27 protein-coding genes and 1 pseudogene are annotated in these 22,135 nt (G+C 68.9%); 18 read left to right on the forward strand and 10 right to left on the reverse strand.

The features are described 5' to 3' along the window. Positions 1–34: 34 nt before the first annotated feature. A complete protein-coding gene (locus HV783_RS13150; RefSeq protein ID WP_175189278.1) occupies positions 35–1,513 on the forward strand; it encodes a glutamate-cysteine ligase family protein in 1,479 nt (492 codons plus the stop codon). A gap of 35 nt (positions 1,514–1,548) precedes the next feature. Here HV783_RS13150 and HV783_RS13155 read toward each other — a convergent pair whose 3' ends face one another. Continuing rightward, entirely contained in the window at positions 1,549–3,342 is a 1,794-nt protein-coding gene (locus HV783_RS13155) for a patatin-like phospholipase family protein (protein WP_175189279.1), read from the reverse strand. Further along, positions 3,339–4,253 (reverse strand): hypothetical protein, encoded by a 915-nt coding sequence (locus tag HV783_RS13160; protein WP_064526220.1) that lies wholly within the window; start codon positions 4,251–4,253, stop codon positions 3,339–3,341. Before HV783_RS13160 ends, HV783_RS13155 begins: the two co-directional genes overlap by 4 nt. Positions 4,254–4,431: 178 nt before the next feature. Here HV783_RS13160 and HV783_RS13165 point away from each other — a divergent pair, with 178 nt between their 5' ends. Next, positions 4,432–4,851, forward strand: coding sequence for a CesT family type III secretion system chaperone (locus HV783_RS13165; protein ID WP_054503453.1), 420 nt, complete (start codon positions 4,432–4,434; stop codon positions 4,849–4,851). Between the two features lie 27 nt (positions 4,852–4,878). On the opposite strand, the gene HV783_RS13170 is transcribed toward HV783_RS13165, so the two are convergent. The 8 genes from HV783_RS13170 to sctW are packed head-to-tail and all read right to left on the reverse strand — an operon-like array spanning position 4,879 to position 11,202. Beyond that, positions 4,879–5,145, reverse strand: coding sequence for an EscF/YscF/HrpA family type III secretion system needle major subunit (locus HV783_RS13170; protein WP_054432779.1), 267 nt, complete (start codon positions 5,143–5,145; stop codon positions 4,879–4,881). Between the two features lie 10 nt (positions 5,146–5,155). Next, entirely contained in the window at positions 5,156–5,428 is a 273-nt protein-coding gene (locus HV783_RS13175; protein WP_054503454.1) for an EscE/YscE/SsaE family type III secretion system needle protein co-chaperone, read from the reverse strand. A gap of 22 nt (positions 5,429–5,450) precedes the next feature. Next, positions 5,451–6,797 (reverse strand): type III secretion system inner membrane ring subunit SctD, encoded by a 1,347-nt coding sequence (sctD, locus tag HV783_RS13180; RefSeq protein ID WP_175189280.1) that lies wholly within the window; start codon positions 6,795–6,797, stop codon positions 5,451–5,453. A gap of 25 nt (positions 6,798–6,822) precedes the next feature. Next, a complete protein-coding gene (sctV, locus tag HV783_RS13185; protein ID WP_054503456.1) occupies positions 6,823–8,916 on the reverse strand; it encodes a type III secretion system export apparatus subunit SctV in 2,094 nt (697 codons plus the stop codon). 8 nt (positions 8,917–8,924) lie between these two features. Next, complete coding sequence (sctY, locus tag HV783_RS13190) at positions 8,925–9,284, reverse strand: type III secretion apparatus assembly chaperone SctY (protein ID WP_144656995.1); 360 nt, start codon at positions 9,282–9,284, stop codon at positions 8,925–8,927. An 8-nt stretch (positions 9,285–9,292) separates the two neighbouring features. Then, on the reverse strand, positions 9,293–9,700 hold the full coding sequence (sctX, locus tag HV783_RS13195; protein ID WP_054503457.1) for a type III secretion apparatus assembly protein SctX: 408 nt from the start codon (positions 9,698–9,700) through the stop codon (positions 9,293–9,295). Positions 9,701–9,724: 24 nt separating this feature from the next. Further along, positions 9,725–10,105 carry a type III secretion system chaperone family protein gene (locus HV783_RS13200; RefSeq protein WP_144656996.1) on the reverse strand — a complete coding sequence of 127 codons (381 nt, stop codon included), beginning with the start codon at positions 10,103–10,105 and terminating at the stop codon, positions 9,725–9,727. Beyond that, positions 10,102–11,202, reverse strand: coding sequence for a type III secretion system gatekeeper subunit SctW (gene sctW / locus HV783_RS13205; protein WP_064526214.1), 1,101 nt, complete (start codon positions 11,200–11,202; stop codon positions 10,102–10,104). The genes HV783_RS13200 and sctW overlap by 4 nt, the downstream gene beginning before the upstream one ends. A gap of 280 nt (positions 11,203–11,482) precedes the next feature. Here sctW and HV783_RS13210 point away from each other — a divergent pair, with 280 nt between their 5' ends. From HV783_RS13210 to HV783_RS13285, 16 genes and pseudogenes are all read left to right on the forward strand, one after another. Beyond that, positions 11,483–12,151 (forward strand): hypothetical protein, encoded by a 669-nt coding sequence (locus HV783_RS13210; protein ID WP_231132989.1) that lies wholly within the window; start codon positions 11,483–11,485, stop codon positions 12,149–12,151. Between the two features lie 137 nt (positions 12,152–12,288). After that, entirely contained in the window at positions 12,289–12,891 is a 603-nt protein-coding gene (locus HV783_RS13215) for a hypothetical protein (protein WP_064526212.1), read from the forward strand. Between the two features lie 38 nt (positions 12,892–12,929). After that, positions 12,930–13,226, forward strand: coding sequence for a Btc22 family type III secretion system chaperone (btc22, locus tag HV783_RS13220; RefSeq protein ID WP_054503462.1), 297 nt, complete (start codon positions 12,930–12,932; stop codon positions 13,224–13,226). 31 nt (positions 13,227–13,257) lie between these two features. Further along, positions 13,258–13,770 (forward strand): SycD/LcrH family type III secretion system chaperone, encoded by a 513-nt coding sequence (locus HV783_RS13225; RefSeq protein WP_054503463.1) that lies wholly within the window; start codon positions 13,258–13,260, stop codon positions 13,768–13,770. Positions 13,771–13,820: 50 nt separating this feature from the next. Further along, entirely contained in the window at positions 13,821–14,693 is an 873-nt protein-coding gene (sctB, locus tag HV783_RS13230) for a type III secretion system translocon subunit SctB (RefSeq protein ID WP_054503464.1), read from the forward strand. Between the two features lie 25 nt (positions 14,694–14,718). Further along, a complete protein-coding gene (sctE, locus tag HV783_RS13235) occupies positions 14,719–15,945 on the forward strand; it encodes a type III secretion system translocon subunit SseC family protein (RefSeq protein WP_175189281.1) in 1,227 nt (408 codons plus the stop codon). Positions 15,946–15,983: 38 nt separating this feature from the next. Next, positions 15,984–16,445 (forward strand): tetratricopeptide repeat protein, encoded by a 462-nt coding sequence (locus tag HV783_RS13240; RefSeq protein ID WP_082401964.1) that lies wholly within the window; start codon positions 15,984–15,986, stop codon positions 16,443–16,445. A 3-nt stretch (positions 16,446–16,448) separates the two neighbouring features. Then, positions 16,449–16,892 (forward strand): tetratricopeptide repeat protein, encoded by a 444-nt coding sequence (locus HV783_RS13245; protein WP_054503467.1) that lies wholly within the window; start codon positions 16,449–16,451, stop codon positions 16,890–16,892. Between the two features lie 46 nt (positions 16,893–16,938). Further along, positions 16,939–17,355, forward strand: coding sequence for a type III secretion system inner rod subunit SctI (gene sctI, locus HV783_RS13250; RefSeq protein WP_064526210.1), 417 nt, complete (start codon positions 16,939–16,941; stop codon positions 17,353–17,355). Then, positions 17,355–18,197, forward strand: coding sequence for a type III secretion system inner membrane ring lipoprotein SctJ (gene sctJ / locus HV783_RS13255; RefSeq protein WP_175189282.1), 843 nt, complete (start codon positions 17,355–17,357; stop codon positions 18,195–18,197). The genes sctI and sctJ overlap by 1 nt, the downstream gene beginning before the upstream one ends. Positions 18,198–18,199: 2 nt before the next feature. After that, entirely contained in the window at positions 18,200–18,856 is a 657-nt protein-coding gene (locus HV783_RS13260; RefSeq protein WP_175189283.1) for a SctK family type III secretion system sorting platform protein, read from the forward strand. After that, positions 18,826–19,464 carry an HrpE/YscL family type III secretion apparatus protein gene (locus HV783_RS13265; RefSeq protein ID WP_054503471.1) on the forward strand — a complete coding sequence of 213 codons (639 nt, stop codon included), beginning with the start codon at positions 18,826–18,828 and terminating at the stop codon, positions 19,462–19,464. Before HV783_RS13260 ends, HV783_RS13265 begins: the two co-directional genes overlap by 31 nt. 2 nt (positions 19,465–19,466) lie before the next feature. Continuing rightward, positions 19,467–20,798 (forward strand): type III secretion system ATPase SctN, encoded by a 1,332-nt coding sequence (gene sctN / locus HV783_RS13270; RefSeq protein ID WP_054503472.1) that lies wholly within the window; start codon positions 19,467–19,469, stop codon positions 20,796–20,798. After that, the gene (gene sctO, locus HV783_RS13275; protein WP_175189284.1) at positions 20,795–21,301 is read left to right on the forward strand and encodes a type III secretion system stalk subunit SctO; all 507 of its coding nucleotides are present in this window, start codon (positions 20,795–20,797) and stop codon (positions 21,299–21,301) included. Before sctN ends, sctO begins: the two co-directional genes overlap by 4 nt. Beyond that, positions 21,298–21,858 (forward strand): hypothetical protein, encoded by a 561-nt coding sequence (locus tag HV783_RS13280; protein ID WP_175189285.1) that lies wholly within the window; start codon positions 21,298–21,300, stop codon positions 21,856–21,858. Before sctO ends, HV783_RS13280 begins: the two co-directional genes overlap by 4 nt. Positions 21,859–21,870: 12 nt before the next feature. Further along, a pseudogene (locus HV783_RS13285) lies at positions 21,871–22,135 on the forward strand (type III secretion system cytoplasmic ring protein SctQ); the annotation flags it as partial.

Below are 22,135 nucleotides of genomic sequence, written 5' to 3' on the forward strand. Positions count from 1 at the left end.
TCCGGCCCCGCCCGCGCGCCGCCGGAGGGGCGCGATGACGCCGCGCGCGGGACGCACGCTGGGGCTGGAGATGGAAATGGCGGTGGCGCGGCGCGATACCGGCGCCAGCCATGCGGTGGGCGGCTACTTCGAGACGTTGGCCGCGATCAAGGCGGCGCGCGGCGAGGCGCCGGATCTGTCGCGCATCGGCGAGCGCGTCGTGGGCGTGTCGGTGGCGGCCGGCGAGAGCGGCCTGGACAACGGCTTCAATCTGCTCGAGACCGCGTTCGCGCCGGTGTCCGAGGACGACGGCGGGCTGGCCGAGCTGGCGCGGCGCGCCACGCGGGAGCTGCAGGACGCCTGCCGCGCGCTGGAAGCGGAAGGCGCGGTGCTGCTGAATGCGTCGGAACATCCGGACTGCACGCTGGACCCGTCGTGGTACGCGACGGTGCACGTGCCTCGGCCGATCTACCGCGAGCTGGTGGGCCATCGTGAATGGCTGCATCGCGTGGGGATCGATGCGAAAGCCCAGAACAGCCCCTGCACGTCGGTGGACGTGACCCAGGCGGCGCGCGCGCTCAATGTGGTGCTGGCGCTGGCGCCGGCCAGCATCGCGATCTTCGCCAATAGTCCGCTGGAGAACGGCCGCGCGACCGGCCTGAAGGAGAACCGGCTGACGGTGTGGGATCGCATGTTCCGCCATTCGCGCTACGCCGGCGACCACCACCTGCAGCGCCTGCCCGAACGGCCGTTCGTCGACCTGGGCGATTATTTCCGCTGGATGTTCGCGCCCGGCACCGCCAGCCGCTGCCTGCCGCTGGCGACGGAGGAAGGCTACAAGTCGGCCACCGGCGTGTACCTGCGTGGTTCGCCCTGCCTGTCGGCGTTCCTGGCGTCGGAGGGCTGGCCGGGCCTGCGCACGGACACCGGCGAGGAAGTCACCCTCGCGCCGCAGGGCGCGCATTTCGAGTATTCGCAGTTCGCGCATTTCCTCGATGCGCGCTGGCGCTACCGGCTGGCGACGCCGCCATCGCTGGAGGCGCTACGTGAAGCCTGGCGGCGGCCGGGCGGCATCGAGGAGCTGTACGCGCGCCTGGGTGCCAGCGGCTACATCGAAGGCCGCGCGCCGGGCGCTGGCTTCGCCGACGCGCAATTGCTGCGCGAGGCGGGGCGCGAGGTCGCGGCGACGCTGGTGATGGCGCCGTCCGCGTTGCAATTGGGGTTGATGCGCAACCTGCCACAAGCCGAGGATCTGCTGCGGTCTTGGGGCTGGCTGCGGCTGCGGGCCATGCGCGCCGACGCCATGCGCGACGCGCTGCACGATCCCGCGGTGCATGCGCTGGCCGGCGAGGTGCTGGCGGTGGCCGCGGGCGGGCTGGCGCCGCACGAGCGCCATTGGCTCGATTATGCGCATTACGCGGTGGATGCGCGCAGCAGCGGCGCGGACCGCCTGCTGCGCCTGTGGCGCGAGCTCGATGGCGATCCGCGCCGCCTGGCCAAGGTCTGCGAGGCCAGGGCGGTGGTGCCGCTCTGAATCGCCCGGCTGGCCCCGTGCGGGGCCGGCATCGTTCAGGCCAGTTGCGGTATCGGCCCCAGGCCGGGCGGCGGAACGTTGTCGACCAGCGCCAGCAGTTGGCGTTGCAGGCCATCGGGCGCGGCGCCGGTGCGCAGCGCCTGCTTTTCGCCGTCGGTCAACAGGCCCGCCAGGTCCGCCAGGCTGTCGCATTCCATCGAGTAGGCCTGATGCGTGCGCACCGCGATCTGCTCCAGCGACTTCCAGGCCGACAGCATGTGGGCCTGGTGCTGGACCTCGTCGCTGATGTTCGAGGTCAGCGTGCTGATGCCGCCGTGGAACACCGGCAGCGCGTTCGGGCCGGCCGTCCAGATCTTCTGCTTGTCGGCGAAATCGGCGCCGGCCTGGTCGGGGTGGCTGGTGATCAGGTTGACGAAGAACGATTTGATCTTGCCCAGCACGCCGGGCGTCGGCGCCTGCGGCGGGCCGCCGTGCATGATCTGGTAGGCCTTGCCGTTTTCGTCGAAGGTCAGCAGCAGGGTGCGGGCCTGCGTCTGGCCGAGCGCGTCGCCGGTCAGGGCGGTGGGCACGCCCTGCGCGTCCTTCGGATGGGTGAAGACCTCGGACGGCATGTTGCTGCCGATGCCGCCATCGGCGTAGACCTTCTTGCCGCCGTCGGCCGTCTCCACCGACACCGCCTTGAACGCGATCGGGAACGACATCGACATGCGCGCGGCATAGGCGATCGGCATGTCCGGCGCGCTGTCGGCGTCGAAGTATTCCTCGACCTGGTCGGTCTTGTTCCAACCGGTGAGCGTCAGCTGCTTGAACTTGTCGGGCGCCAGCGTGTTCAGCAGCTTCAGGTCGCCGAACGTGATCATGCTGTCCTTGTGTTCCTGCTCGAAGTCCGGGAGCTGCTGCAGGCGGCTGAGGCGTTCGAGCTGGCGGTCGCTCAGCTGGCCCTGGCCGGCGAGCGCGACCAGCTTGTCCTGGAACGCATGGGTGTTCCAGTGCGTCGTCAGGTAGTCGTGCACGCTGCGCGCGGTGGTCTGGTCGACCACCTTCAAGGAAGCGACGGCGGGCGCGAGGCCGCCTTCCATCTTCAGGTCGGGATAGATGCGCGCCAGGTCGCCGCCGCCTTTGAGCGCATCGAGCATGCCCGGGCGGAACAAGGCGTCGGCCGGCCCCTGCTCGAACTGCGCGGCGCTCAGGCCCGCCGCCAGGCAGGTGGCGGTGAGGGCGCCGGCGGACGAGCCCGACAGGTGCTTGAGACCGGCCAGCATGCCGGTCTTTTCCATCTGGTCCAGGCCGGCGCTGTAGCCGATGCCCTTGGCGCCGCCGCCGCGCAGCGCCATGTTCTCGAGCTGCGGCGCGGGGCGGATGACGACGTACTTGTCGCCGCGCGGGATGATCTGCGGGCGGGTGTCGGCCTGCGGCAGGTTGGACATGAGTTCCGAGCGGGCCGCATCCACCTTGAGCCGGTCCAGCGCCATGGCGGCGGACTTGCCGGCGGATTTCATGGCGCTGGCGAAATCCTTGCCATCGACCGAGCCGTCCTGCCTGCGCGGCAGCGCGTCGAAGGAGCGCTGGACGATGGACTCGAAGCGCGTCTGCACGTCGCCGGCGAAGCTCTCGATGCCCTTGGGGCCCATCATGTTGGCGAGCGCGCTAGTCTCCTGCATGAAGTACTGTTCGAACGAGCGCTTGGCCGCGTCGACGTGGGCGGCGTCGGTGTCGGGCGTGACGAACAGGCCCTTGAGCTGGCCCAGCAGCGAGGTCGGCGCCTGTGCCGGCGGTTGCCATACGGAGGCCGCGGCGCTGTTCTGGATGGCGCTGGAGATACCGTTCATGCGAGTGCTCCCGGTGCGGCGGCGCCCATGGCGTCGGCCGATATGCCAAAGGAGATCTGCGCGCCTTCCAGCGCCAGGTCGCGCACCAGGGCGCGCGTGTCCTGCGCTTGCGCCACCTGGTATTGCAGCCAGCGCGGCCAGGTGTCGTCATCGAGCCGGTGCAGCGCGATCCGGCCGGTGCCGGTCACGAACTGGCGGCTGTCCAGGCCCATCACGTAGGCGTGGCCGCGCAACGCGTTCTGGTTGATGAGCAGCGCGCCCTTGATGACGGCGCGGCGCAGGCTGCCCTGCAGCGTGGCGGCGTCGTGCACGAAGAAGTCGGTGAGCAGCCGCTGGTTGTCGGGATGCAGCGTGACGCGGCCGGGCAGGTCGTCGAACAGCAGATCGAACTGGCGCGCGCCGCTGGGCAGCGTGTCCAGTCCGCAGGCCTGCGCCAGCCGCGCCAGGTCGCGCTCGGCCTGGCGCGCGTCGCCTTGCGGGCCGCGCGGAAGCGTCGCGGGCGGGGTGGCGTCGGGATCGGGACGGGCCAGGCGGTCGAGTTCGCGCAGCAGCGCGTCGGCGATGTCGTGCAACGCCTGGGCGTCGCAGGCCGCATATAGTGGCAGGCTCAGGCTCGGACCCAACTCCGGCGAGATGCCGCCGATCAGGCCGGCGCCCAGGCGCGTATCGAAGCTGCGGCGCAGCAGCGCTTCGCCCTGCGGGTCATCGAAGCCGGGCGCGTCGTTGAAGGCGTGGCGCCAGGCGGTGAGCACCACGCTGCCGTCTTGCGCGTTGCGCGTCATGCCGAGTTGATGATGGTCGTCCAGCGGGACGGCCCATTGCGCGGGCTGTTCGGTGTCGCTGGAATCGACATGCGCCTGCGCGTATTGGGCCGCGGCCCGCGCGAAGTCGGAGAGGGAGTTGTGCGCCATGGGAAGCTCGCGAAGTGGGAATCACCCCCTGAGTAACAGCTCCATGCCTTCCGGTTCCGTGCCGGGGCCTGGGATTCGCGCGGCGCGGGTGCCATAATGTCGGCTCATCCATCTTGCGCTTCGAGCGGCCGCGCCCGCGTGGCCCCCTGTTACCGTGTCAGACCCTCAATTCGCCCAAGTGCTTTCCGAACTCGGCCAGGCGCTGGGCATTCCCGCGCTGGCGCCCGCGGAGGGTGGCCTGTGTCAGTTGGCATTCGATGGTCGCCATCTGGTGCAATTGATGGCGCATGGCGCGCGCGGCCAGATCCTGTTGTCGTGCGCGGTCGGCGGGGGCAGGATGGACGGCGCGCTGGCGCTGCTTGCCGCACAGGGCAACTTCCTGCAGGCAGGCGGCGGCGTGGTGGCGTGCGCGGCCCCTGACGGCCGCATGCACCTGCAGTTGGGCCTGCCGCGCGAGCAATGCGGCGCGGATGCGCTGCTGGCCGCGATCGATGCGCTGCTCAACCAGGTCGAGGCCTGGGAGAAGCGCGCCGCGCGCGCCGAGCCGGGCGCTGACGCGCCGTGGCGCAATCCCGCCTTCATGATGCAATCGGTCTGAACCCGCGTGGCGGGCGCCGGGGCCGGCTTAACTGGCTTTCTGGATCACGCCCTTGAGCGAGTCCGCGATCTGCTTGGTGATCGTGCTCTGGATCTCGATCAGCATGGTCCATTGCTGCACCTGTTGCTGCATCTTCAGCATATCTGCTTGCGACACGCTGCCGTCGGCGTTGGTGCGCAGGTTGGACAGCGTCGTCTGCAGGTTGCTTTCCTGCGACCGGATGCTGTCATAGATCGTGCTGTTCACGCTGTTGAAATTCAGGCCGGACGAGCCGGTCAATCCGTTCAATGCCATGATGCGTCTCCTAGCGATTAAGGGGGGAGAAAGGGGCGGACGGCGCGGCGCCGGCATCCCGGGGGTCAAGCTGCAGCGCGGCCAGCACCTCGCGCGCGGCGGCGGCGGCCTGTGCCACCGCCTGGTATTGCTGGAACGCGACCGGCACCAGGCCAGAAGCCAGGCGCTGGTTGGCGCTTTGCTCCAGTTCGGCGAGGCGCTGCGCCAGCGCGGCGCGCAACGCGGCGCCGCCAGGGGCGGCCAGGCGTTGTTCCAGTTCGGTCAGGGCGGTCGTATCGGTCATGGCGGCAGAGTCGGTTGGGATGTCAGCGCGTCACGATGGCGCTGCGCGGGCCTTCGAAAATGATTCGGGTGTTCTCCACGGCGACCAGGCGGTACTTGCGGTAGACGCCGCCCACCAGCAGCTTGCTGCCGTCTTCCAGCACGATGAAGGGCTGAGGCCCGCCGACCACGCTGCGGATCACGAACGGCACGCTGTCGGCCGCCGGCGAGGCGCTGGCCGCGGCCAAGCGGGCCACGCCGAGATGGGTCTGGTTGAATTCGTTCAGCACGTCCTGCAGTCGGACCTGCTGATCGTCGTCGAGCGCGCCCGCGGCGATTTCCAGGTGGTCGGGCTTCCACGCGAGGGTGACGCCGGACAGGCCGGCGTCCACCAACTGGCTGGAGAGGGCGTCGCTGAGTTGCTGCGTCAACGCGATGCCGTTGCCCAGCACCGTCATGCCGGGCAACTGCGCCCGCAGGGCATCCAGCGCAGACGCGCGTTCGCGCGCGCTGCTGGCGATGCCGACGACATTCAGGCGGCCGTCGCCTTCATACCGCGGGTCATAGCGCACATTGAACGCGCGCAGGGCCGCGCGGGCGGTGCGCACCACCTCGTCCTCGTTGCTGATGCGCAGGGCGGGCATGGGCCAGATCTGCGACAGCGCCGAGGCCACGGCGTCCTGTTCGGCGGCGTTGCGCACCCATCCCGACACCGTCACCACGCCGTCGCGCGCCATCGAGACGTGCAGGCGCGAGGCCAGGCCCATGCGCTCGAACACCGCCGAGATCTGCCCCACGGATTTCTCCGCGGCCGCCAGGCGCGGATCCACCTGCGGCGCGCGGGTGGCGCTGGATTGCGGCATCAGGGTCAGGGCGATGGCCACGAAGATGGTCAGCACGACCGCGGCCAGGCCCAGCACCATGGGCCAGGAGTCGCGCTTGCGACGCCGACCCTGCGCAGGCGGCAGCGGCAGGCGCCGCTCCAGTTGACGCTCTTCTTCGCTGGTCGGCGCCGCGCCCGCAGGCGGGGGAGGCGATGTCGCCGTGGCGGGAGCATCCGGCTCGGCCGCGCCGCGCGCCAGCGCATCGTTGGCGGCATCGGGGGCGTTGGCCCAGGGGTCGCCGCGCCGGGCCACCGTGATCCAGACCGGACCCAGCGGCACCGGCCGGTTGAACGGCGTGCCGGGCATCCCGTTGGGCGCGCCGTCGTCCAGCGATAGGTCCCAGCCGCCTTCGCCGATGCGCACGCGCGCGGCGCGCGGACCCATGCCGTCGTCGGCCAGCACGATGTCGCAGGCCGGGTCGGCGCCCAGCACCGCGCCGTCCGCGACCTGGCAGCGGGCATCGCGATGCAGCCCGGACAGCACGCGCAATTCCAGCGCTTCGCTCATGAGGGGGCTCCGGTTGCGGGGGCGTTCACAGGTCCACCCTGGCCAGCGGCTGTACGTTGATCTCCTGCGTCAGCTCCTGGTAGGACAGCACCGGCAATTCGTACAGGTCCTGTTCGATCATCTTGCGCAGGTAGCGGCGGATGTCCATCGAGGTCAGCAGCACGGGCTTTTGCGCGGCGGCGGCCAGGTCGCCGGTGGCGCGCTTGATGTTGTCCACCAGCTTGCGCGAGGCATTGGGATCGAGCGCCAGGTAGCTGCCGGCCGAGGTCTGGCGGATGGCGCCGCGCACGGTCTCTTCGACGTTGGGCGCCAGCAGGTAGGCGGGCAGGATGTTCTGGCCGCTCGAATATTTGTAGCTGATATGGCGCTTGAGCGAGACGCGCACGTATTCGGTCAGCAGCACCGAGTCCTTCTCTTTCTGGCCCCATTCGATCAGCGCTTCCAGCACCGCGCGCAGGTTGCGCACCGAGATATCCTCGGACACCAGCCGCTGCAGGATCTCGGCGATCTTCTGCACCGGCATCACGCGCAGCGCTTCCTTGACCAGATCGGGGAAGCGGTCTTCCATCGCCGTCAGCAGGAAGCGCGTCTCCTGGATGCCGATGAAGTCCGACGAGTATTTCTTCAGCACGAAGGCCAGATGCCAGGTCAACACCTGGTGCGGGTCCAGGAACGGAATGCCGGCGGCCGACAGCGTCGGCGCCAGGCCGGCGTCGACCCACAGCGTGGGGATGTTGGGCAGGAAGCGCTTGTCGGTTTCGTAGGGCACCTGCAGCGCCTGCAGGTTCTGTTCCGTGTCGCGCACCAGCACCGCGCCCGGCCGCAGCTTGCCTTGCGATACCGGCACTTCGGACAGCAGGATGTTGTAGGTGTCTGCGGGCAGCGCGTCGTTGAAGCGCAGTTGGATGCCGGGGAACGGCACGCCCAGGTCGAAGTAGAGCGCGCGGCGGATCTTCAGCAGTTCCTCGTTCAGTTCATCGGCGTCGAAGCTGCGCTGCAGCGCGGCGGCCACGTCGATCATCAGCGGCAGCGTGGGCGCGAATTCTGCGCTGCCGTCGGCGCGCGGCCTGGCCTGCGGCTTCTGGCCGTCGGCCGCCAGCGCCGGGATCTCGGTGATCTCGCCGGTCTTCTCGTCCACCACCTTGCGCGTGCCGCGCAGCAGCACGAAGCCGATGGTGCCCACCACTGCCGCCAGCGCCAGGAAGGTCAGGGTGGGCATGCCGGGGATCAGGCCCATGCCGACGGCGATGGCGGCGGCGATCAAGAGCGCGCGCGGCTGCGCCAGCACCTGGGCGCCGATGTCCTTGCCGACGTTGGAGGGGCCGTCGCCGGTCTGCACCCGGGTCACGATGATGCCGGCGCAGATGGCAATGAAGAGCGCGGGGATCTGCGCGATCAGGCCGTCGCCGATGGTCAGGATGGAATACACCTGCACCGCTTCGCCGGCGGACAGGCCGCGCTGCATGGTGCCGATGAGAATGCCGCCAAGCAGGTTGACCGCGACGATGATGAGGCCGGCGATGGCGTCGCCCTTGACGAACTTCATGGCGCCGTCCATGGCGCCGTACAACTGGCTTTCCTTTTCCACCACCGAGCGGCGCTTGCGCGCCTCGTCCATGTCGATGGTGCCGGCGCGCAGGTCGGCGTCGATCGACATCTGCTTGCCGGGCATGGCGTCCAGCGAGAAGCGCGCCGCCACCTCGGCCACGCGCTCGGCGCCCTTGGTGATGACCACGAACTGCACGATGGTGAGGATCAGGAACACCACCAGGCCGACGATCAGGTTGCCGCCGACCACGAAGTTGCCGAAGGTCTCGATGATGTGGCCGGCGTCGCCCTGCAGCAGGATCAGGCGGGTGGTGGCGATCGAGATGCCCAGGCGGAACAGCGTGGTGACCAGCAGCACCGACGGGAATGACGAGAACGCCAGCGGCGACGGCAGGTACATGGCCACCATCAGCAGGATCGCCGACAGCGTCATGTTGGCGCCGATCAGCACGTCGACCAGCGTCGTCGGCAGCGGCAGGATCATCATGAAGATGATCGAGACGATCAGGACCGCCAGGACGATATCGTTGCGGCTGGTGGCGGCGGCGACGACGCGGTTCAGGGCTTGCATGGGTCGGCTCACGTCGTTTCCGCTTCGGTGGGCGCGGCCGCCGGGGCGGGACGCAGGGCAACGTAAGCGCGCATGGCCGCGGCGGCCTCGTCGCGCCGTTCCAGGGCCAGCAGGGCCTGCGAGCGGATCAGGTGGAACGGCGCGTCGACGCCGCCCTGCATGGCCAACTGGTCCAGCGTCGACAGGGCCGCTTCCGGCTTGCCGGCGCGCAATTGTGCCAGCGCCAGGGTGGCGAGCTGGCGGGCGTCGGCCTGTCCCAGGGTGCGTAGCGCGTTCAGCACCACCGCGGTCTTTTCGGGCCGGTTGTTTTCCAGGTAGACATAGGCCAGCAGGCTGAGCAGCTCACGGGCGTCGGGGGGCAGGGGCATGGCGGCGTTCATCCCTGGTACAGCGCGCTGCGGTACATGGCGACCAGGTCGCGCAGGCCGGCCTCGTCCTTGAGCAGCCGCACGGCGCGATTCAGCGCCCGGGCATCCTCGGGATTGTGGTCCTGGCTTTGTTCGGCCGCGGCGGACAGGCCTTCCAGCGTCGCCTGCAGGGCCTGCGCGAACTTGCCGGGCAGCAGCAGGTCGCGGTTGGCGACCGTGGGGCGCAACTGGCTGTCGAGGTAGCGGTCGATGTTCGGCGTGTCGAGCAGTTGGGCCAGTTGCGCCTTGACGCCCTCCGCCGGCGGGGCCAGTTCCTGGCGTTCGGGCAGGTGCTGGCCGGCGGCCTCGCGGCCGGCGTAGGTGATGCCGTCCAGTCCCCGGTCGAAGGCGAAGCCGCTGATGCGCATATCGGACATGGTGCGAGGGTCTCCGTTTCAGGGTCAGTTGGCGCGCGCGTCGTCGAGCCAGCGCGCCAGCGTGTCCGCCGCGCGTCGCAGCTCGGTGGCGTCGGCCTGGTCGGCGGGCAATCGGGTCAGCGCCAGCAAACGGGGAATGCCGTCCTGCTCGCGCAGGGCGGCCTGCACCGGGTAGCCAGCCAGGCGCGAATGGTGCGCCCGCCGCCAGGCCTGCAGCAGGCGCGTCGGGGCGTCATAGGGCACCGGATCCGAGACGTAGACCAACACTTCGCCGTCGGCCGCCTCGATGACGACCCGACGGCCCGAATCCAGTTGCAGCGCCAGGTTGCCGTGCGGCCCCAGGGCGAGCCGCCCCAGGCCGATGGTCTCGCCGAAGGCGCCCAGGGCGCGATCCAGGCTGTTCATTCGTATTCCTCGTCGATGGCCGCGTCCAGGGCCAGTTGCGCCGCGCCCAGGACGGACTGGCGGGCATCCGGGTCGGGGTACATCGGCAGCGGCAGGTCCTTGAGCACCGCGCGCACGCCGCCCAGGAAGGTGATGCGCGCGGCGACGCTGTCGGCGCCGTGGCTGGCGGCCAGGGCCGTGAAGCGCGATTCGGAGATCCACTTCTCGTTGCTGACGTTGACCAGATCGCGCATCAATTGATCGGCCGCCAACGGCTTGCCGTGCTCCCGCGCCATCTTTTCACCCAGTTCGCCGCAGCCGTCCAGCACGGTGACCGCCACGCCCAACTGATACAGATCCTGCATCAGCGCCTGCAGCCGGTCCGGGCTGGTGGACGGCCGCGCCGCGGCCAGGTCCTGGCCGAGGGCCTGGATCAGTTGCTGCAGGCCGCGGCCCACGTCCTTGCCGCCGAAGCGCTCCAGCGCCAGCGTCAGGGTCTTGGCCAGCGACGCTTCGCCGAGCACTACGTCCTGGTAGGTGCGCTGGAAGTCGGCCACGCCGCGGGCGTCGTCGGCATAGCCGGCGGCCGCGCCGATGGTGTTCAGGCTGGCGCGGATCTGCGGGCCGCTTTCCAGTTCCAGGTCGGCCAGCGCCTCGCGCAGGCCGTCCAGTACGTCCTCGGGCGCGCCGTCGCGTTCGCCCTGGCGCAGCGCGTATTGCAGCCCAAGGTACTGGCCGGCGGCATCGCCGAAGGCCCGGGCGGCGGCCTGGCGCGGGTCGGCCTGGCCGGCCAGCAGATGACGCGCCAGCTCGATCAGCTTTTCCTGCGCGTCGGCGTCGTGCGACTCGGCCAGGTAGGCCACGATGGCCTCGGCGCTGAGCATCTGCAGCGGGGCGTCGCGGCCGATCTTGCGTTCGGCGTGGTGCTTGTCCTCGGTCTTCTCGGCCATGTGCAGGCTGAGTTCCTCGGCGGAATCGGCCAGCGAGACCTCGCCGTCGACGGCCGTGGCGGCCTGGCCCAGCATCGTGCCGACCTGCTGCTGGCCGTTCTGGGGGGCGGCTTGCGAGGTCGTGGACGAGAAAGCGGAAGGGGGCAGGCCGGCGTCGATACGGTTCATGAAGGCGCGAGGAACGGCGGACGAAGGCCGCGCACAGTCAGGGGTAGTAACGGATGGGCGGGGAAAGTTCCATCATCGGCTGATGGAACCGAGGCAGGGGTTTGGTTACCAACACGGCATGCGGGCATTCCGGGGCGATCGGCAGCGGAATGCGAAGGTCTTTCAGGGTTAACCCGGGTTTCGCGCCCAAGGCGGCAGGCCCGTCGGCGCAAGGAGAGCGAATATGTCCACGGTAAGCGGTGCGGGTGCCAGCGGTATTGCGGGTATGGATTTTCAGGGCATGGATCTGGAAACCGCCCTGCTGGCGGTGCAGAACCAACGGGCGCAATTGCTGGAGAATTCGCTGCGGCAGCAACTGGATTCGGTCAACGCCCGCAACGCGCAGATGGCGGGCTTGAACGAGTCGATCACCGCCAAGGGCGCCGAGAACAACAAGCTGGAGGCGTCCAATGTGTCGATGCAACAGCAGATCGCCGAGCTCAAGGATCTGCAGGGGCGGCTGGCGGCCAGCAAATGTCCCAATCCCGAAGGCTGGTACGGCCTGTCCTGGGGGCAGGGCGATGACAAGGCGCTGTCCCACGCCACCCTGGACCAGATCAAGCAGGCCGGGCTGACCGTGCCGGCAGGCGCCGATGCGCCGCGCGACGTGGATCGCAACGGCACGATGGATGCCAAGGGCCGCGTGGTGCAGGACTGGGTCGACCAGATCTCGGCCAAGGTGGCAGGCCTGGAGGCCAGCATCAAGGAAAACACCGCCAGCATCGAGACCAACAAGAACGAAATCGCCACCGCCAAGAACCAGGTGGACGCCCTGGGTAATACCCAGCAGATGGAAATGCTGCGGCTGCAGGGATTGACCAACAAGCGCAATGAAGCATTCGACGTGATGACGAACTTCGTCAAGAAGATGCAGGACAGCCGCTCGTCCATCATCGGCAACATGCGTTGAGGGCAAAAAGGCGGCATGGATGTGGAACTCGCGTGACGGCCCGGTTACTCAAGCTGCATGCGGGGCCGGTAACTGCCGGCGCCAGGGGAAAACCCGAGGCCACTGCCGCCGGAACCCCTTACCAATTGGAGATAGGCATGAATTCACCCGTGGGCGGCGCGAACGGCGCCGGCAGCATCGGCGGCATCGACATTTCGGGCATGGACCTGGAGACCGCCCTGATGGCGGTCCAGAACGAGCGCGTCAAGTTGCTGGATGCCCAGTTGCAGAACCAGATCAAGGAAGTGCAGGGCCGCAACGAGCAGATCGCCAAGCTGAACGAGGCTATGAACAGCCTGAACGCGCTCGCGGGGTTGTTCAAATCCGGCAAGGACGGCGCGACCAAGATGCAGGATGGCGACATTCCGGACTGGAACAAGGCGGGCACCGCCAATGACAACCGCTACAACCAGATGCGCGACGCCATGTGGAAGGCGATGGGCGATGCCGGCATGGACCTGAATACCGACAAGTACCAGTTGCAGGTGGACGGTGGCATCAGCAAGGTCACCAAGGGCAGCCTCGATACCGCCATCCAGGCCATCAAGAACAAGGTGGATGCGTTGTCGAACACGCAGCAGATGGACATGACGCGCCTGCAAGGCATGACCAACAAGCGCAATGAGGCGTTCGATGTGATGACGAACTTCCTCAAGAAGATGCAGGACAGCCGTTCGTCCATCATCGGCAACATGCGTTGACCAGCCCCACTCATTTTTCTCCATCCCGGAACCGCGCCATGAGTCTCAAGAAAACCGCTGAACAGATCCACGCCGAAGCCGAGCGCGTGCTGGATGACGCCCGCCGAACCCTGGAGCGGGCCGATGATTTCTACCGTGACCAGGGACTGGATCCGGAGAAAGTGCGTGCGGTGACGGCCGCCCGCCTGGGGCCCAAGGAACGGGAGCAAGCCGAGACCCTGGTGCGGCAGGATCTGGAGGCCATCGAGGCCGAAGTGGCACAGGAAATGGCGCGCCAGCGCTTCGCCAGCGCGCCGGCCTCGGGCGGCGTGAAGAAAATCCGCCCGATGGTGTAAGTCCCAAGGCCGTCCCCCCAAGGAGATCCCGATGAGTCTGACTCCGGAAGAGAACGCTGCGCTGACGCAGAACCTGACCGCGGCCATGGAAGAGGCCACCGGCGGCCTGGCCAGCTACCTGCGTGCGGGCGGCAAGCTCGGCGATGTACTGGGGCTGACGGGCGCCGAACTGCAAGCGATGTACTCGCTGGGGCACGCCCTGTACGAGCAGCAGCGCTACAGCGAGGCCTTCAAGGTGTTCTCCGCGCTTGTCACGTATGACCATACCGAACCGCGCTACGGCCTGGCACTGGCTGCCGCCAACCGTATGCTGGGACGCCACGAGGATGCGCTGCGCCAGTACCTGCCGGCCATCATGGCGGATCCGCTGGACCCCGCGCCGCTTTACTACAGCGCCGAGTCGCTGGTGGAGATGGGTCGCACCGACGAGGCCATCGAGGCGTTGGATACCGTCGATGCCCTGTGCGAAGGGCAGGAGCGGCACGCGGCCGTGGCCGCCAGGGCCAGGATGTTGCGCGGGGCGTTGACGGGGCCGCGGGCCTGAAGCATGTCCCGCGCCGGTGGCGCTGGATAACCAGTTGAGGGAGTCACTCCATGAACATCAATTCCGCGGGCGGCGCCGGCGCCAATCTGCCGCAGAATCTCGACGACTTGGCCTCGTCGCCCGACGTTATCAAGAGCGTTCTGGAGAACGCGCAGAAGATCGCTTCGGAAAACGAGGCGATCAAGCAGAAGCTGCTGGGCGCCATGGGGGCGGCCGGCCCGGTCGATCCCAAGGATCTGGCGCTGATCAGCGCCGAGATCGGCCAGAAGCTGCAGGACACGCTTGGCGGCCTGCGCGGCCTGCAGGCGCCGGAGGTGCCGCGGGGCGCCGACGCCGGCGACGCGTTCAACGCCCTGTCGCGGTTGAGCGAACAGGACGTGCAGACGGATATCTATGCCTTCATGGCGTTGTTCCAGCAACTGGCGCAGACCATGCGCAGTTCGGCCCGCGAAATGCGCGCCAACGAACTGCAGGCTCAGGTCGACACCCTCAAAGGGGCCGCGCAGGAAATGCGCGATGCCGCCAAGGAACGCATGATCGGCGCGATGACGCAGGGCGCGTTCCAGATCGCGGGCGGATTGTCGCAGATCGGCTCGGGGGCGATGCAGTTGCGCGTGTTGAACAAGGGCGGCGATGGCGCCGAGTCGCGCGCCCGCAGTTACTCGGACACTGGTGGCGGCCTGTCTGGCGTGGCTGGTGGCATCGGCACCATGATCAATGCCGCCCAGGAGCAGAAGGCGGCCGAACACGATGCGCGCCGTTCCGAACTGGAGGCCCAGTCCAAGGTGCACGAGTCGGGCATGCAGCAGGCTGGCGAGATGGCGCAGCAGATGATGGACGTGATCCGCGACGTGCGTGACAAGCTGGCGTCGATCGAGCAGTCCCGCATGGAAACGAACCGCGGCATCGCCCGCAATATCTGAGTCCGCTAACCACGGGGAAGCCGACATGACTTCGATCTCTTCCAATCCCGCCGGCATCGGCGCCGGGGCGTTGCCGGGCAACGAAGGAATGCCGCCGGACGCCGGCGCGCAGGCGGCCCAGGCCACGGCCCGGGTGCGCGAGCTGCTGGACGCCTTCGTCGGCATGGCTGGTTCGCTGCCGACCGGCAAGGCGGCGGGCCAGCCAGCCGGCAGCGATGGCCTGTTCAATGGCAACGGCGCGCCGACGCTGGAGCCGCCGGCGCAGTCGTTCTCCGCCAACGACATGATTGACCTGCTGCGCAGCATTCGTTCCAAGTCGGACGAGGCACAGATCTCGAGCGCCAAGGAGAACCTGGCGACAGCGCGCACCAAGATGGAAAAGAACAATGAGGCGCAACTGCAGAAGATCCAGGACTACGTCAAGAAGTGCGAGGAGGCCGCGAGCAAGGGCATCCTGGGCAAGATCTTCGGCTGGATCGGCAAGATCGCCGCGCTGATCTTCTCGGCCATCGCCGTGGCCGTGCTGGCTGCCGGCGCGGTGGCCTCGGGTGGCGCCGCCACGCCCTTGCTGGCCCTGGCCGTGATGGCGCTGATCAGTTCGACGATTTCATTGGCGGACCAGATTTCCAAGGAATGCGGCGGGCCGGAAATCAGCCTGAGCAATCTGATGACGACCATCGCCAGCAAGTTCCTGCAGGCCTGCGGCGTCGACGAGGAAACCGCGCAGCGCATCGGCAAGGTGGTGGCCGGCGTCATGGGCCTGGCCTCGCCCGCGCTGCTGATGATCGAACCCGGCCTGCTCGGCAACCTGGCGGGCGGCGTCGCCGAACTCGCGGGCGCCGACAAGACCACCACCATGGCTTTGACGATGGCCTTTTCCCTGGCGGCTACCATCGCCGTCGGCGCCGTAACTATCGCGGCATCCGGCGGGGCGTCCGCCGTCAGCACGATGGCGCGGGTGGTAAGCGCCGCCGGCCAGATCACCCAGGGCGCGACACAGGTGGCGCAAGGCTCGATCAATATTTCCGTGGCCAAGACCAAGAACGAAGCCGACAACATCCAGGCGGACAAGAAGGAAATGGACGCCTATGCCCGCAAGCTCCAGGCCAGGATGGAAGAGGCCCAGGAGGAGATAACCAAGGTGATCAAGCAGATGGAAGACGGCCTGCGCCTGGTGTCTCAGATGATCAACGGCGCCGCCGACAGCATGTCCCAGATCACCGCCAACATCGGCAAGCGGATGGTGGTCTGATGCCGCACCCGCAACCGAACCCGCATCGAGGAATGGAAATGGCCGATAGCGCAATGGAACGTGACGAGTTTGGCGAGGCGCTGTACCGCGGAATGGAGGCACTGCCGTCCAACGCCCGCCTGACGCCGGAGCAGCTCGAGGTGGTGTATGCGCTGGCCTATGCCCACGTGGCGCAGGAACACTACGCGCAGGCACTCCCGGTCTTCGCGTTCCTGGCGCAGTACGGCCCGACGCGCAAGCACTACCTGGTTGGGTTGGGGCTGTGCCTGCAGATGCTGGGGCGCGCGGAAGAGGCCGTCACCATCTATTCGCTGGTGCTGACGCTCTATCCCGATTCGTTGCCCACGGCGTTGCGGATCGCAGAGTGCCAATTGGCATCGCGCCAGTTCGATCAGGCTCGACGCACCCTGCAACTGCTGAGCGCGGCAGACGCGCCGCCGCAGGTGCGAGCGCGAGCCGAGGCATTGTTGCAACTCTCTTCGCGCGAGGCCGCGTCATGAAAGATGAACGATAGCGCCGCTCATTCCGTGTCGACCTCAGCGGATCAAGCCGTCTCCCAGGAGACGGCTGTTGTGCTTTCTGCGGATGACGCCCGTCTGCTGGCCGAGGTCGGCTTCCTGGCCGCGGGCGCGGGCGACAGTGCCCGCGCGGAGACCATATTCAACGCCTTGCGCCGCCTGCGGCCCGACCGCGCCTATCCGGTGGTGGGGCTGGCGGTGGCATGGATGAATGCCAGTCGCGCGCCGGATGCGGTGCGTCTGCTGGAAAGCGTGGTGATGGCCGATCCCGCCGAGCGGATCCTGCTGGACGCGTGGCGCGGGTTCGCACTGCAACTGGCCGGCCGCCGCGCGGAAAGCACGCGTCTGCTGGAAACGTTGGCCGAGGGCGGGACCGAGGGCGCGCGCCTGGCGCGCGCCCTGTTGGGGCTTGCCCCGGCCGACGGCTGAGGCGGGAACCGGTGATTTTTCGATCGATATTCTGGAACTAGGGACCATGGAAATCACAGCGCTCGCCGCCACTTTGCCGCCGTTGGCGAACACGCCAGGCGTACAGCCGTCAGAGCTTGCCGCCCAGCGGTTCGCCGCGATCATGAACGCGCCCGAACCGCAGGCGCCCGCGCTCACCGGCCTGCAGGCCGCGCTGCAGACTGCCTTCACGCCCGCGGTCGACGCTGCCCCGGCCACGCTCGGCAACCAGATCCTGGCCAGCCTGCGCAACACCACCACCGAGTATTCGGAAAAGTGGCAGAACATCTCAGGCCGCCTGGACGCCATGTCGTCGGCGCCGGCGATCGCCGACATGCTGCGGCTGCAGGCCGACCTGGTGCAGGTGTCGGTGCAGTACGAACTGGTTGGCAAGGCCGTCTCGCGCACCACGCAGAACATCGATTCGCTCGTCAGGATGTCCTAATGCACGCCGTTTCAACCCTGTCTCTTCCCGTCGCGTCCGATCGCGGCGCGGCCTCGGCGCTGTTGCGGCTGCGCTGGCTGGTGCTGGGCCTGGCCTTGCTGCTGGCCGCCTGCGGCTCGCGCGTGGAATTGTTCTCGGCCGCCAACGAGAGCGAGGCCAACGAAGTCCTGTCGGTGCTGCTGGATGCCGGCATCGCCGCGCAAAAGGCCACCACCAAGACCGGCGTGGCGGTGTCGGTGGATGGCCAGCAGGTGGCGCGCGCGCTGGACATCCTGCGCGCCCGCGGCCTGCCGCGTGAACGCTTCGACGGCATGGGGCAGATCTTCCGCAAGGAGGGCCTGGTGTCGTCGCCGCTGGAAGAACGCGCGCGCTATATCTACGCGCTCTCGCAGGAACTGACCAACACCCTGTCGCAGATGGACGGGGTGCTGGCCGCGCGGGTGCACGTGGTGCTGCCCGAACGCGGCGGCGTCGGCGAGAACACCACGCCGTCGACCGCGGCGGTGTTCATCAAGCACCAGGCGGGCTACAACCTGGACGCGCTGCAGCCGCAGATCCGCAAGCTGGTCACGCACGCGATTCCCGGGCTGACCGAGGACCGCGTGTCGATCGCGCTGGTGTCGGCGCAGCCCGCCGCGGCCTCGGGCGGCGGACACGCCACGCGGCAGGTGCTGGGCATCGAAGTGGGCGAGGGCTCGTCGGTCACGCTGCTGGCATGGCTGGCGCTGCTGATCCTGCTGGTGCTGGCCCTGGCCGGCGCGCTGGCCTACGTGCTGTGGCGCTACGGCGTGCCGGGCCGAGCCCGGCCCGAGCGCCGCGAACCCGTGTCCGAGGCCCGCTGAGGATGGCGCCCGCATCGGCGGCGCTGGACCGCAGGCTGGTTGAATTCAACCAGTTGCCCAGCCGCACGCTGCACCCGAGCCGCCACGCGGTCTACGCGCCGCCGGCCGCGCTGGCGGCGATTGCCGCCGCGCCCGCGTTGGCGCCGGCATGGCATCGGCATTGGTCGCGCGAGATCCTGGACGCGCTGGGCCTCTGGCAACGCCCGGTGACCGATCCCGACCGTCCCGAACTGGCGCTGGCGCTGCTGGCGCCGGACGCGCTGGCGCAGTGCGCGCGCCGGCTGGGCGCGGTGCTGTGCGGCCCGCGGTTGCGCCGCGCCATCGCCGGCGACGAGGTGAGGGCGCTGATCGCGCATCTGGGCGCGGACCTGCTGGAATTCACCCGCCGCACCGCCGCGAGCCTGCATGACGGCCTGGCCGACAGCACCGCCTGGACGCTGGCCGAGACCACCGCGGCGTTGGACGCGCTGGGCCAGGGCGCGCTGCGCGCGGCCCTGAGCGGCGCCGGTCCCGAACTGGCGCGACGCGCCGAACTGAAACTGCCCGACCTGCCCGCGCCGCCCGCGCCCCTGCCCGCGCCGCAGGCGCTGGCGCTGGGCCTGTCGCTACTGAAGAAAACGGAGCCCGCATGGCTTTCCTCATTCCCCGCGATCCGCTGACGCCGCGCGCCGCGGCCGGCCGTGTCGACCCCGCCGCGCGCGTGTTGCGCGGCGCCGAGCTGGCGGCATGGGCCGATGCCGAACAGTTGCTCGCGCAGGCGCGGGCGCGGGCCGACGAGATCGTCGGCGGCGCCCAGGCGGCATTCGAGGCCGAGCGTCAGCGCGGTTACGAAGAGGGTCGCGAGGCGGCGCTGCTGGACCAGGCCGAAAAGATGATCGAAACCGTCGGTCGCACGGTCGAGTATTTCGCCGGCGTCGAGAACGAGATGGTGGAACTGGTGATGTCGGCCGTGCGCAAGGTGGTGGATGGCTTCGACGACCGCGAGAAGGTCATGGTGGTGGTGCGCAACGCCCTGGCGGTGGTGCGCAACCAGAAGCAGATGACCCTGCGGCTGAACCCGGCCGAGGTCGACACGGTGCGCGAACAGATCAACGACCTGCTGGCCGCCTATCCTGGCGTGGGCTATCTCGACATCCTGGCCGACGGCCGGCTGGCGCGCGGCGCCTGCATCCTCGAAAGCGAGATCGGCATGGTCGAGGCCAGCCTGGAAGGACAACTCCAGGCGCTGCGCCAGGCCTTCCAGCGCACCTTGGGAAGCCGGGTATAGCGATGCGCCAGTTCGACTACATCTCCGAAATGATGGAGCTGGCGCTGCAGGACACGCCGACGCTGCGCATCAAGGGCCGCGTGACCCAGGTTATCGGCACCATCATCAAGGCGGTGGTGCCGTCGGTGAAGGTGGGCGAGGTCTGCATCCTGCGCAATCCGGGCGAGAACTTCGAGATGAAGGGCGAAGTGGTGGGCTTCGCGCGCGACGCCGCGCTGCTCACGCCGATCGGCGACATGTACGGCATTTCCACCGCCACCGAGGTCATCCCCACCGGCCGGGCCCACATGGTGCCCGTGGGCCCGGGGCTGCTGGGGCGGGTGTTGGACGGCCTGGGCCGGCCGCTGGACGAGGCCGAGCTGGGCCCGCTGGAGGCCAGCAAGTTCTATCCGGTGTTCGCCGAGGCGCCGGATCCGCTCAAGCGCCGCATCATCTCGCAGCCGCTGGAGCTGGGCGTGCGCGCGCTGGACAGCGTGCTGACCTGCGGTGAAGGCCAGCGCATGGGCATCTTTGCCGCCGCCGGCGGCGGCAAATCGACGCTGATGGGCATGCTGGTCAAGGGCGCGGCGGTGGACGTGACGGTGGTGGCGCTGATCGGCGAGCGCGGCCGCGAGGTGCGCGAATTCCTGGAACACGAACTGGGCCGCGAGGGCCGGCGCAAGAGCGTGATCGTCTGCGCCACCAGCGACAAGTCGTCGATGGAGCGCGCCAAGGCCGCCTATGTGGCTACCGCCATCGCCGAGTATTTCCGCGACCAGGGCAAGCGCGTGCTGTTCCTGATGGACTCGGTGACGCGCTTTGCCCGAGCCCAGCGCGAGATCGGCCTGGCCGCAGGCGAGCCGCCGACCCGCCGCGGTTATCCGCCATCGGTATTCGCCACGTTGCCCAAGCTGATGGAGCGCGCCGGCATGAACGAGCATGGCTCGATCACCGCGCTGTACACCGTGCTGGTGGAGGGCGACGACATGACCGAGCCGATCGCCGACGAGACCCGCTCCATTCTCGACGGCCACATCGTGCTGTCGCGCAAGCTGGGCGCGGCCAACCACTATCCGGCGATCGACGTGCTGGCCTCGGCCAGCCGCGTCATGAACGCGGTCATCACGCCCGAGCACAAGCGCGCCGCCGGCCGACTGCGCGAATTGATGGCCAAGTACCAGGAAGTCGAGCTGCTGGTGAAGATCGGGGAATACAAGCGCGGCGGCGACGCCGTGACGGACGAGGCCATCGACAAGATCGGCGCGATCAACCAGTTCCTGCGGCAGCGCACCGATGAGCGGGCCACGCTGCCCGAGGCGTTGGCGCAGATGACCGGCATCGTGGGGACGGCATGAGCGTGTTCGACGAATTGCTCGCCATCAAGCGCTTTCGCGAAGGCCAGGCCGAGATCGCGGTGTCGCGCCAGCGCCTGCGGCACGCCGAGGCCGAGGCCGCGCGCCAGGCGTCCGAGCAAGCGCTGGTGGATTTCCGCGAGGAGTCGGAGCGGCGTGAGCGCGCCATGTACCGCGACCTGTGCAGCCGGGTGGTGCGGGTGCGCGAGATCGAGAGCGTGCTGCAGGGCGTGGCCGGCCTGCGCGAAGGCGAGCGCCAGCGCGAGCAGGCGCTGGACCAGGCCGCGCAACGCCTGCGCGACGAGGCCCAGGCGCTGGCCGAGCGCCGCGACCAGCACCAGCAGGCCGTGCGCCTGACAGGCAAGTTCGTGGAACTGGCCAGCATCCACCTGGCCGAGCACCTGAAGGCGCTGGAGCACAAGGAAGACATGGAAATGGAAGAAGCCGCCTCGCTGTCGCGCGACCGCGAGGACTGGGAACAGCACGAGGAGTTCGAGCCGGCATGAGCATCGACCGCCGCATCGGCCTGGATACCGCGATCGCCCAGGGCTCGGGCCTGGCGCAACCGGATGCGCAGAGCTCCGGCCGCCAGGCCAGCGACGCCGACAGGCGCGCCTTCGAGCAGGCCATGGCGCGCGGCAAGGACGAGCCGTCCGCCGCGCCGCCTTCCGCGCCCTCGCCGTTCTCGCTGTTCGGCGCGGCCCGGGCCGATGCGCCCGCGCCCGCCAACGCGACATCGCAGGCCCTGGCGCAGGCGCTGCAAGGCAGCGCCGAACAACTGCTGGTGGCCGATGGCAGCCAGGGCCGGCGCCAGGTGCGAGTGGAATTGAAGGACGACGTGCTGCCCGGCGTCAGCGTGTCGGTCTATGAAGACGGCGGGCGCGTCATCGCCGAATTCGTCTGCGCCAACGAAGCCTCGCGTGAACGCCTGGCCGCCATGGCGCGGCCAATGGCCGAGCAGTTGGCCGACAGCCTGGCGCGGCCGACGCGCGTGCGTGTCGGCACCGATGACCCGGAAGACCCCTGCCTGCTGGAAGCCGACGCCGATGCGCCGGTCCGTTGATCCCTGGAACCCATGACCGCCAGTACGCCTTTTTCCCCGTCCCCGCCGTCGCTGCCGCGCCTGTCCGCCAATGAAGCCCGGGCCCGCACGCTGATCGCGCGCCATGGCGCGGACCTGCAGGTCACGCTCGCGCCGTTGGCCGGCGCCGACGCCGAGCCCGCGCAATGGCGCCTGGGCTTCACGCCCGGCGTGGCCGAGGCCCTGCGCCAGTCGGCCACGCTGTCGGCCGACCTGGAATGGGCCGGCGCGCGCTTGCGGCTGGGGCTGCCCGCCAGCG

Source organism: Achromobacter dolens (genome assembly GCF_902859745.1).
GTDB lineage: Bacteria > Pseudomonadota > Gammaproteobacteria > Burkholderiales > Burkholderiaceae_B > Achromobacter > Achromobacter dolens.

Bases quoted from the DNA above. Each gene is read 5' to 3' on its own strand.
- HV783_RS13150 (WP_175189278.1), top strand. From the start codon at position 35: ATGACGCCGCGCGCGGGACGCACGCTGGGGCTGGAGATGGAAATGGCG.
- HV783_RS13155 (WP_175189279.1), bottom strand. From the start codon at position 3,342: ATGAACGGTATCTCCAGCGCCATCCAGAACAGCGCCGCGGCCTCCGTA.
- HV783_RS13160 (WP_064526220.1), bottom strand. From the start codon at position 4,253: ATGGCGCACAACTCCCTCTCCGACTTCGCGCGGGCCGCGGCCCAATAC.
- HV783_RS13170 (WP_054432779.1), bottom strand. From the start codon at position 5,145: ATGGCATTGAACGGATTGACCGGCTCGTCCGGCCTGAATTTCAACAGC.
- HV783_RS13175 (WP_054503454.1), bottom strand. From the start codon at position 5,428: ATGACCGATACGACCGCCCTGACCGAACTGGAACAACGCCTGGCCGCC.
- sctD (WP_175189280.1), bottom strand. From the start codon at position 6,797: ATGAGCGAAGCGCTGGAATTGCGCGTGCTGTCCGGGCTGCATCGCGAT.
- sctV (WP_054503456.1), bottom strand. From the start codon at position 8,916: ATGCAAGCCCTGAACCGCGTCGTCGCCGCCGCCACCAGCCGCAACGAT.
- sctY (WP_144656995.1), bottom strand. From the start codon at position 9,284: ATGCCCCTGCCCCCCGACGCCCGTGAGCTGCTCAGCCTGCTGGCCTAT.
- sctX (WP_054503457.1), bottom strand. From the start codon at position 9,700: ATGTCCGATATGCGCATCAGCGGCTTCGCCTTCGACCGGGGACTGGAC.
- HV783_RS13200 (WP_144656996.1), bottom strand. From the start codon at position 10,105: ATGAACAGCCTGGATCGCGCCCTGGGCGCCTTCGGCGAGACCATCGGC.
- sctW (WP_064526214.1), bottom strand. From the start codon at position 11,202: ATGAACCGTATCGACGCCGGCCTGCCCCCTTCCGCTTTCTCGTCCACG.
- HV783_RS13210 (WP_231132989.1), top strand. From the start codon at position 11,483: ATGGATCTGGAAACCGCCCTGCTGGCGGTGCAGAACCAACGGGCGCAA.
- HV783_RS13215 (WP_064526212.1), top strand. From the start codon at position 12,289: ATGAATTCACCCGTGGGCGGCGCGAACGGCGCCGGCAGCATCGGCGGC.
- btc22 (WP_054503462.1), top strand. From the start codon at position 12,930: ATGAGTCTCAAGAAAACCGCTGAACAGATCCACGCCGAAGCCGAGCGC.
- HV783_RS13225 (WP_054503463.1), top strand. From the start codon at position 13,258: ATGAGTCTGACTCCGGAAGAGAACGCTGCGCTGACGCAGAACCTGACC.
- sctB (WP_054503464.1), top strand. From the start codon at position 13,821: ATGAACATCAATTCCGCGGGCGGCGCCGGCGCCAATCTGCCGCAGAAT.
- sctE (WP_175189281.1), top strand. From the start codon at position 14,719: ATGACTTCGATCTCTTCCAATCCCGCCGGCATCGGCGCCGGGGCGTTG.
- HV783_RS13240 (WP_082401964.1), top strand. From the start codon at position 15,984: ATGGCCGATAGCGCAATGGAACGTGACGAGTTTGGCGAGGCGCTGTAC.
- HV783_RS13245 (WP_054503467.1), top strand. From the start codon at position 16,449: ATGAACGATAGCGCCGCTCATTCCGTGTCGACCTCAGCGGATCAAGCC.
- sctI (WP_064526210.1), top strand. From the start codon at position 16,939: ATGGAAATCACAGCGCTCGCCGCCACTTTGCCGCCGTTGGCGAACACG.
- sctJ (WP_175189282.1), top strand. From the start codon at position 17,355: ATGCACGCCGTTTCAACCCTGTCTCTTCCCGTCGCGTCCGATCGCGGC.
- HV783_RS13260 (WP_175189283.1), top strand. From the start codon at position 18,200: ATGGCGCCCGCATCGGCGGCGCTGGACCGCAGGCTGGTTGAATTCAAC.
- HV783_RS13265 (WP_054503471.1), top strand. From the start codon at position 18,826: ATGGCTTTCCTCATTCCCCGCGATCCGCTGACGCCGCGCGCCGCGGCC.
- sctN (WP_054503472.1), top strand. From the start codon at position 19,467: ATGCGCCAGTTCGACTACATCTCCGAAATGATGGAGCTGGCGCTGCAG.
- sctO (WP_175189284.1), top strand. From the start codon at position 20,795: ATGAGCGTGTTCGACGAATTGCTCGCCATCAAGCGCTTTCGCGAAGGC.
- HV783_RS13280 (WP_175189285.1), top strand. From the start codon at position 21,298: ATGAGCATCGACCGCCGCATCGGCCTGGATACCGCGATCGCCCAGGGC.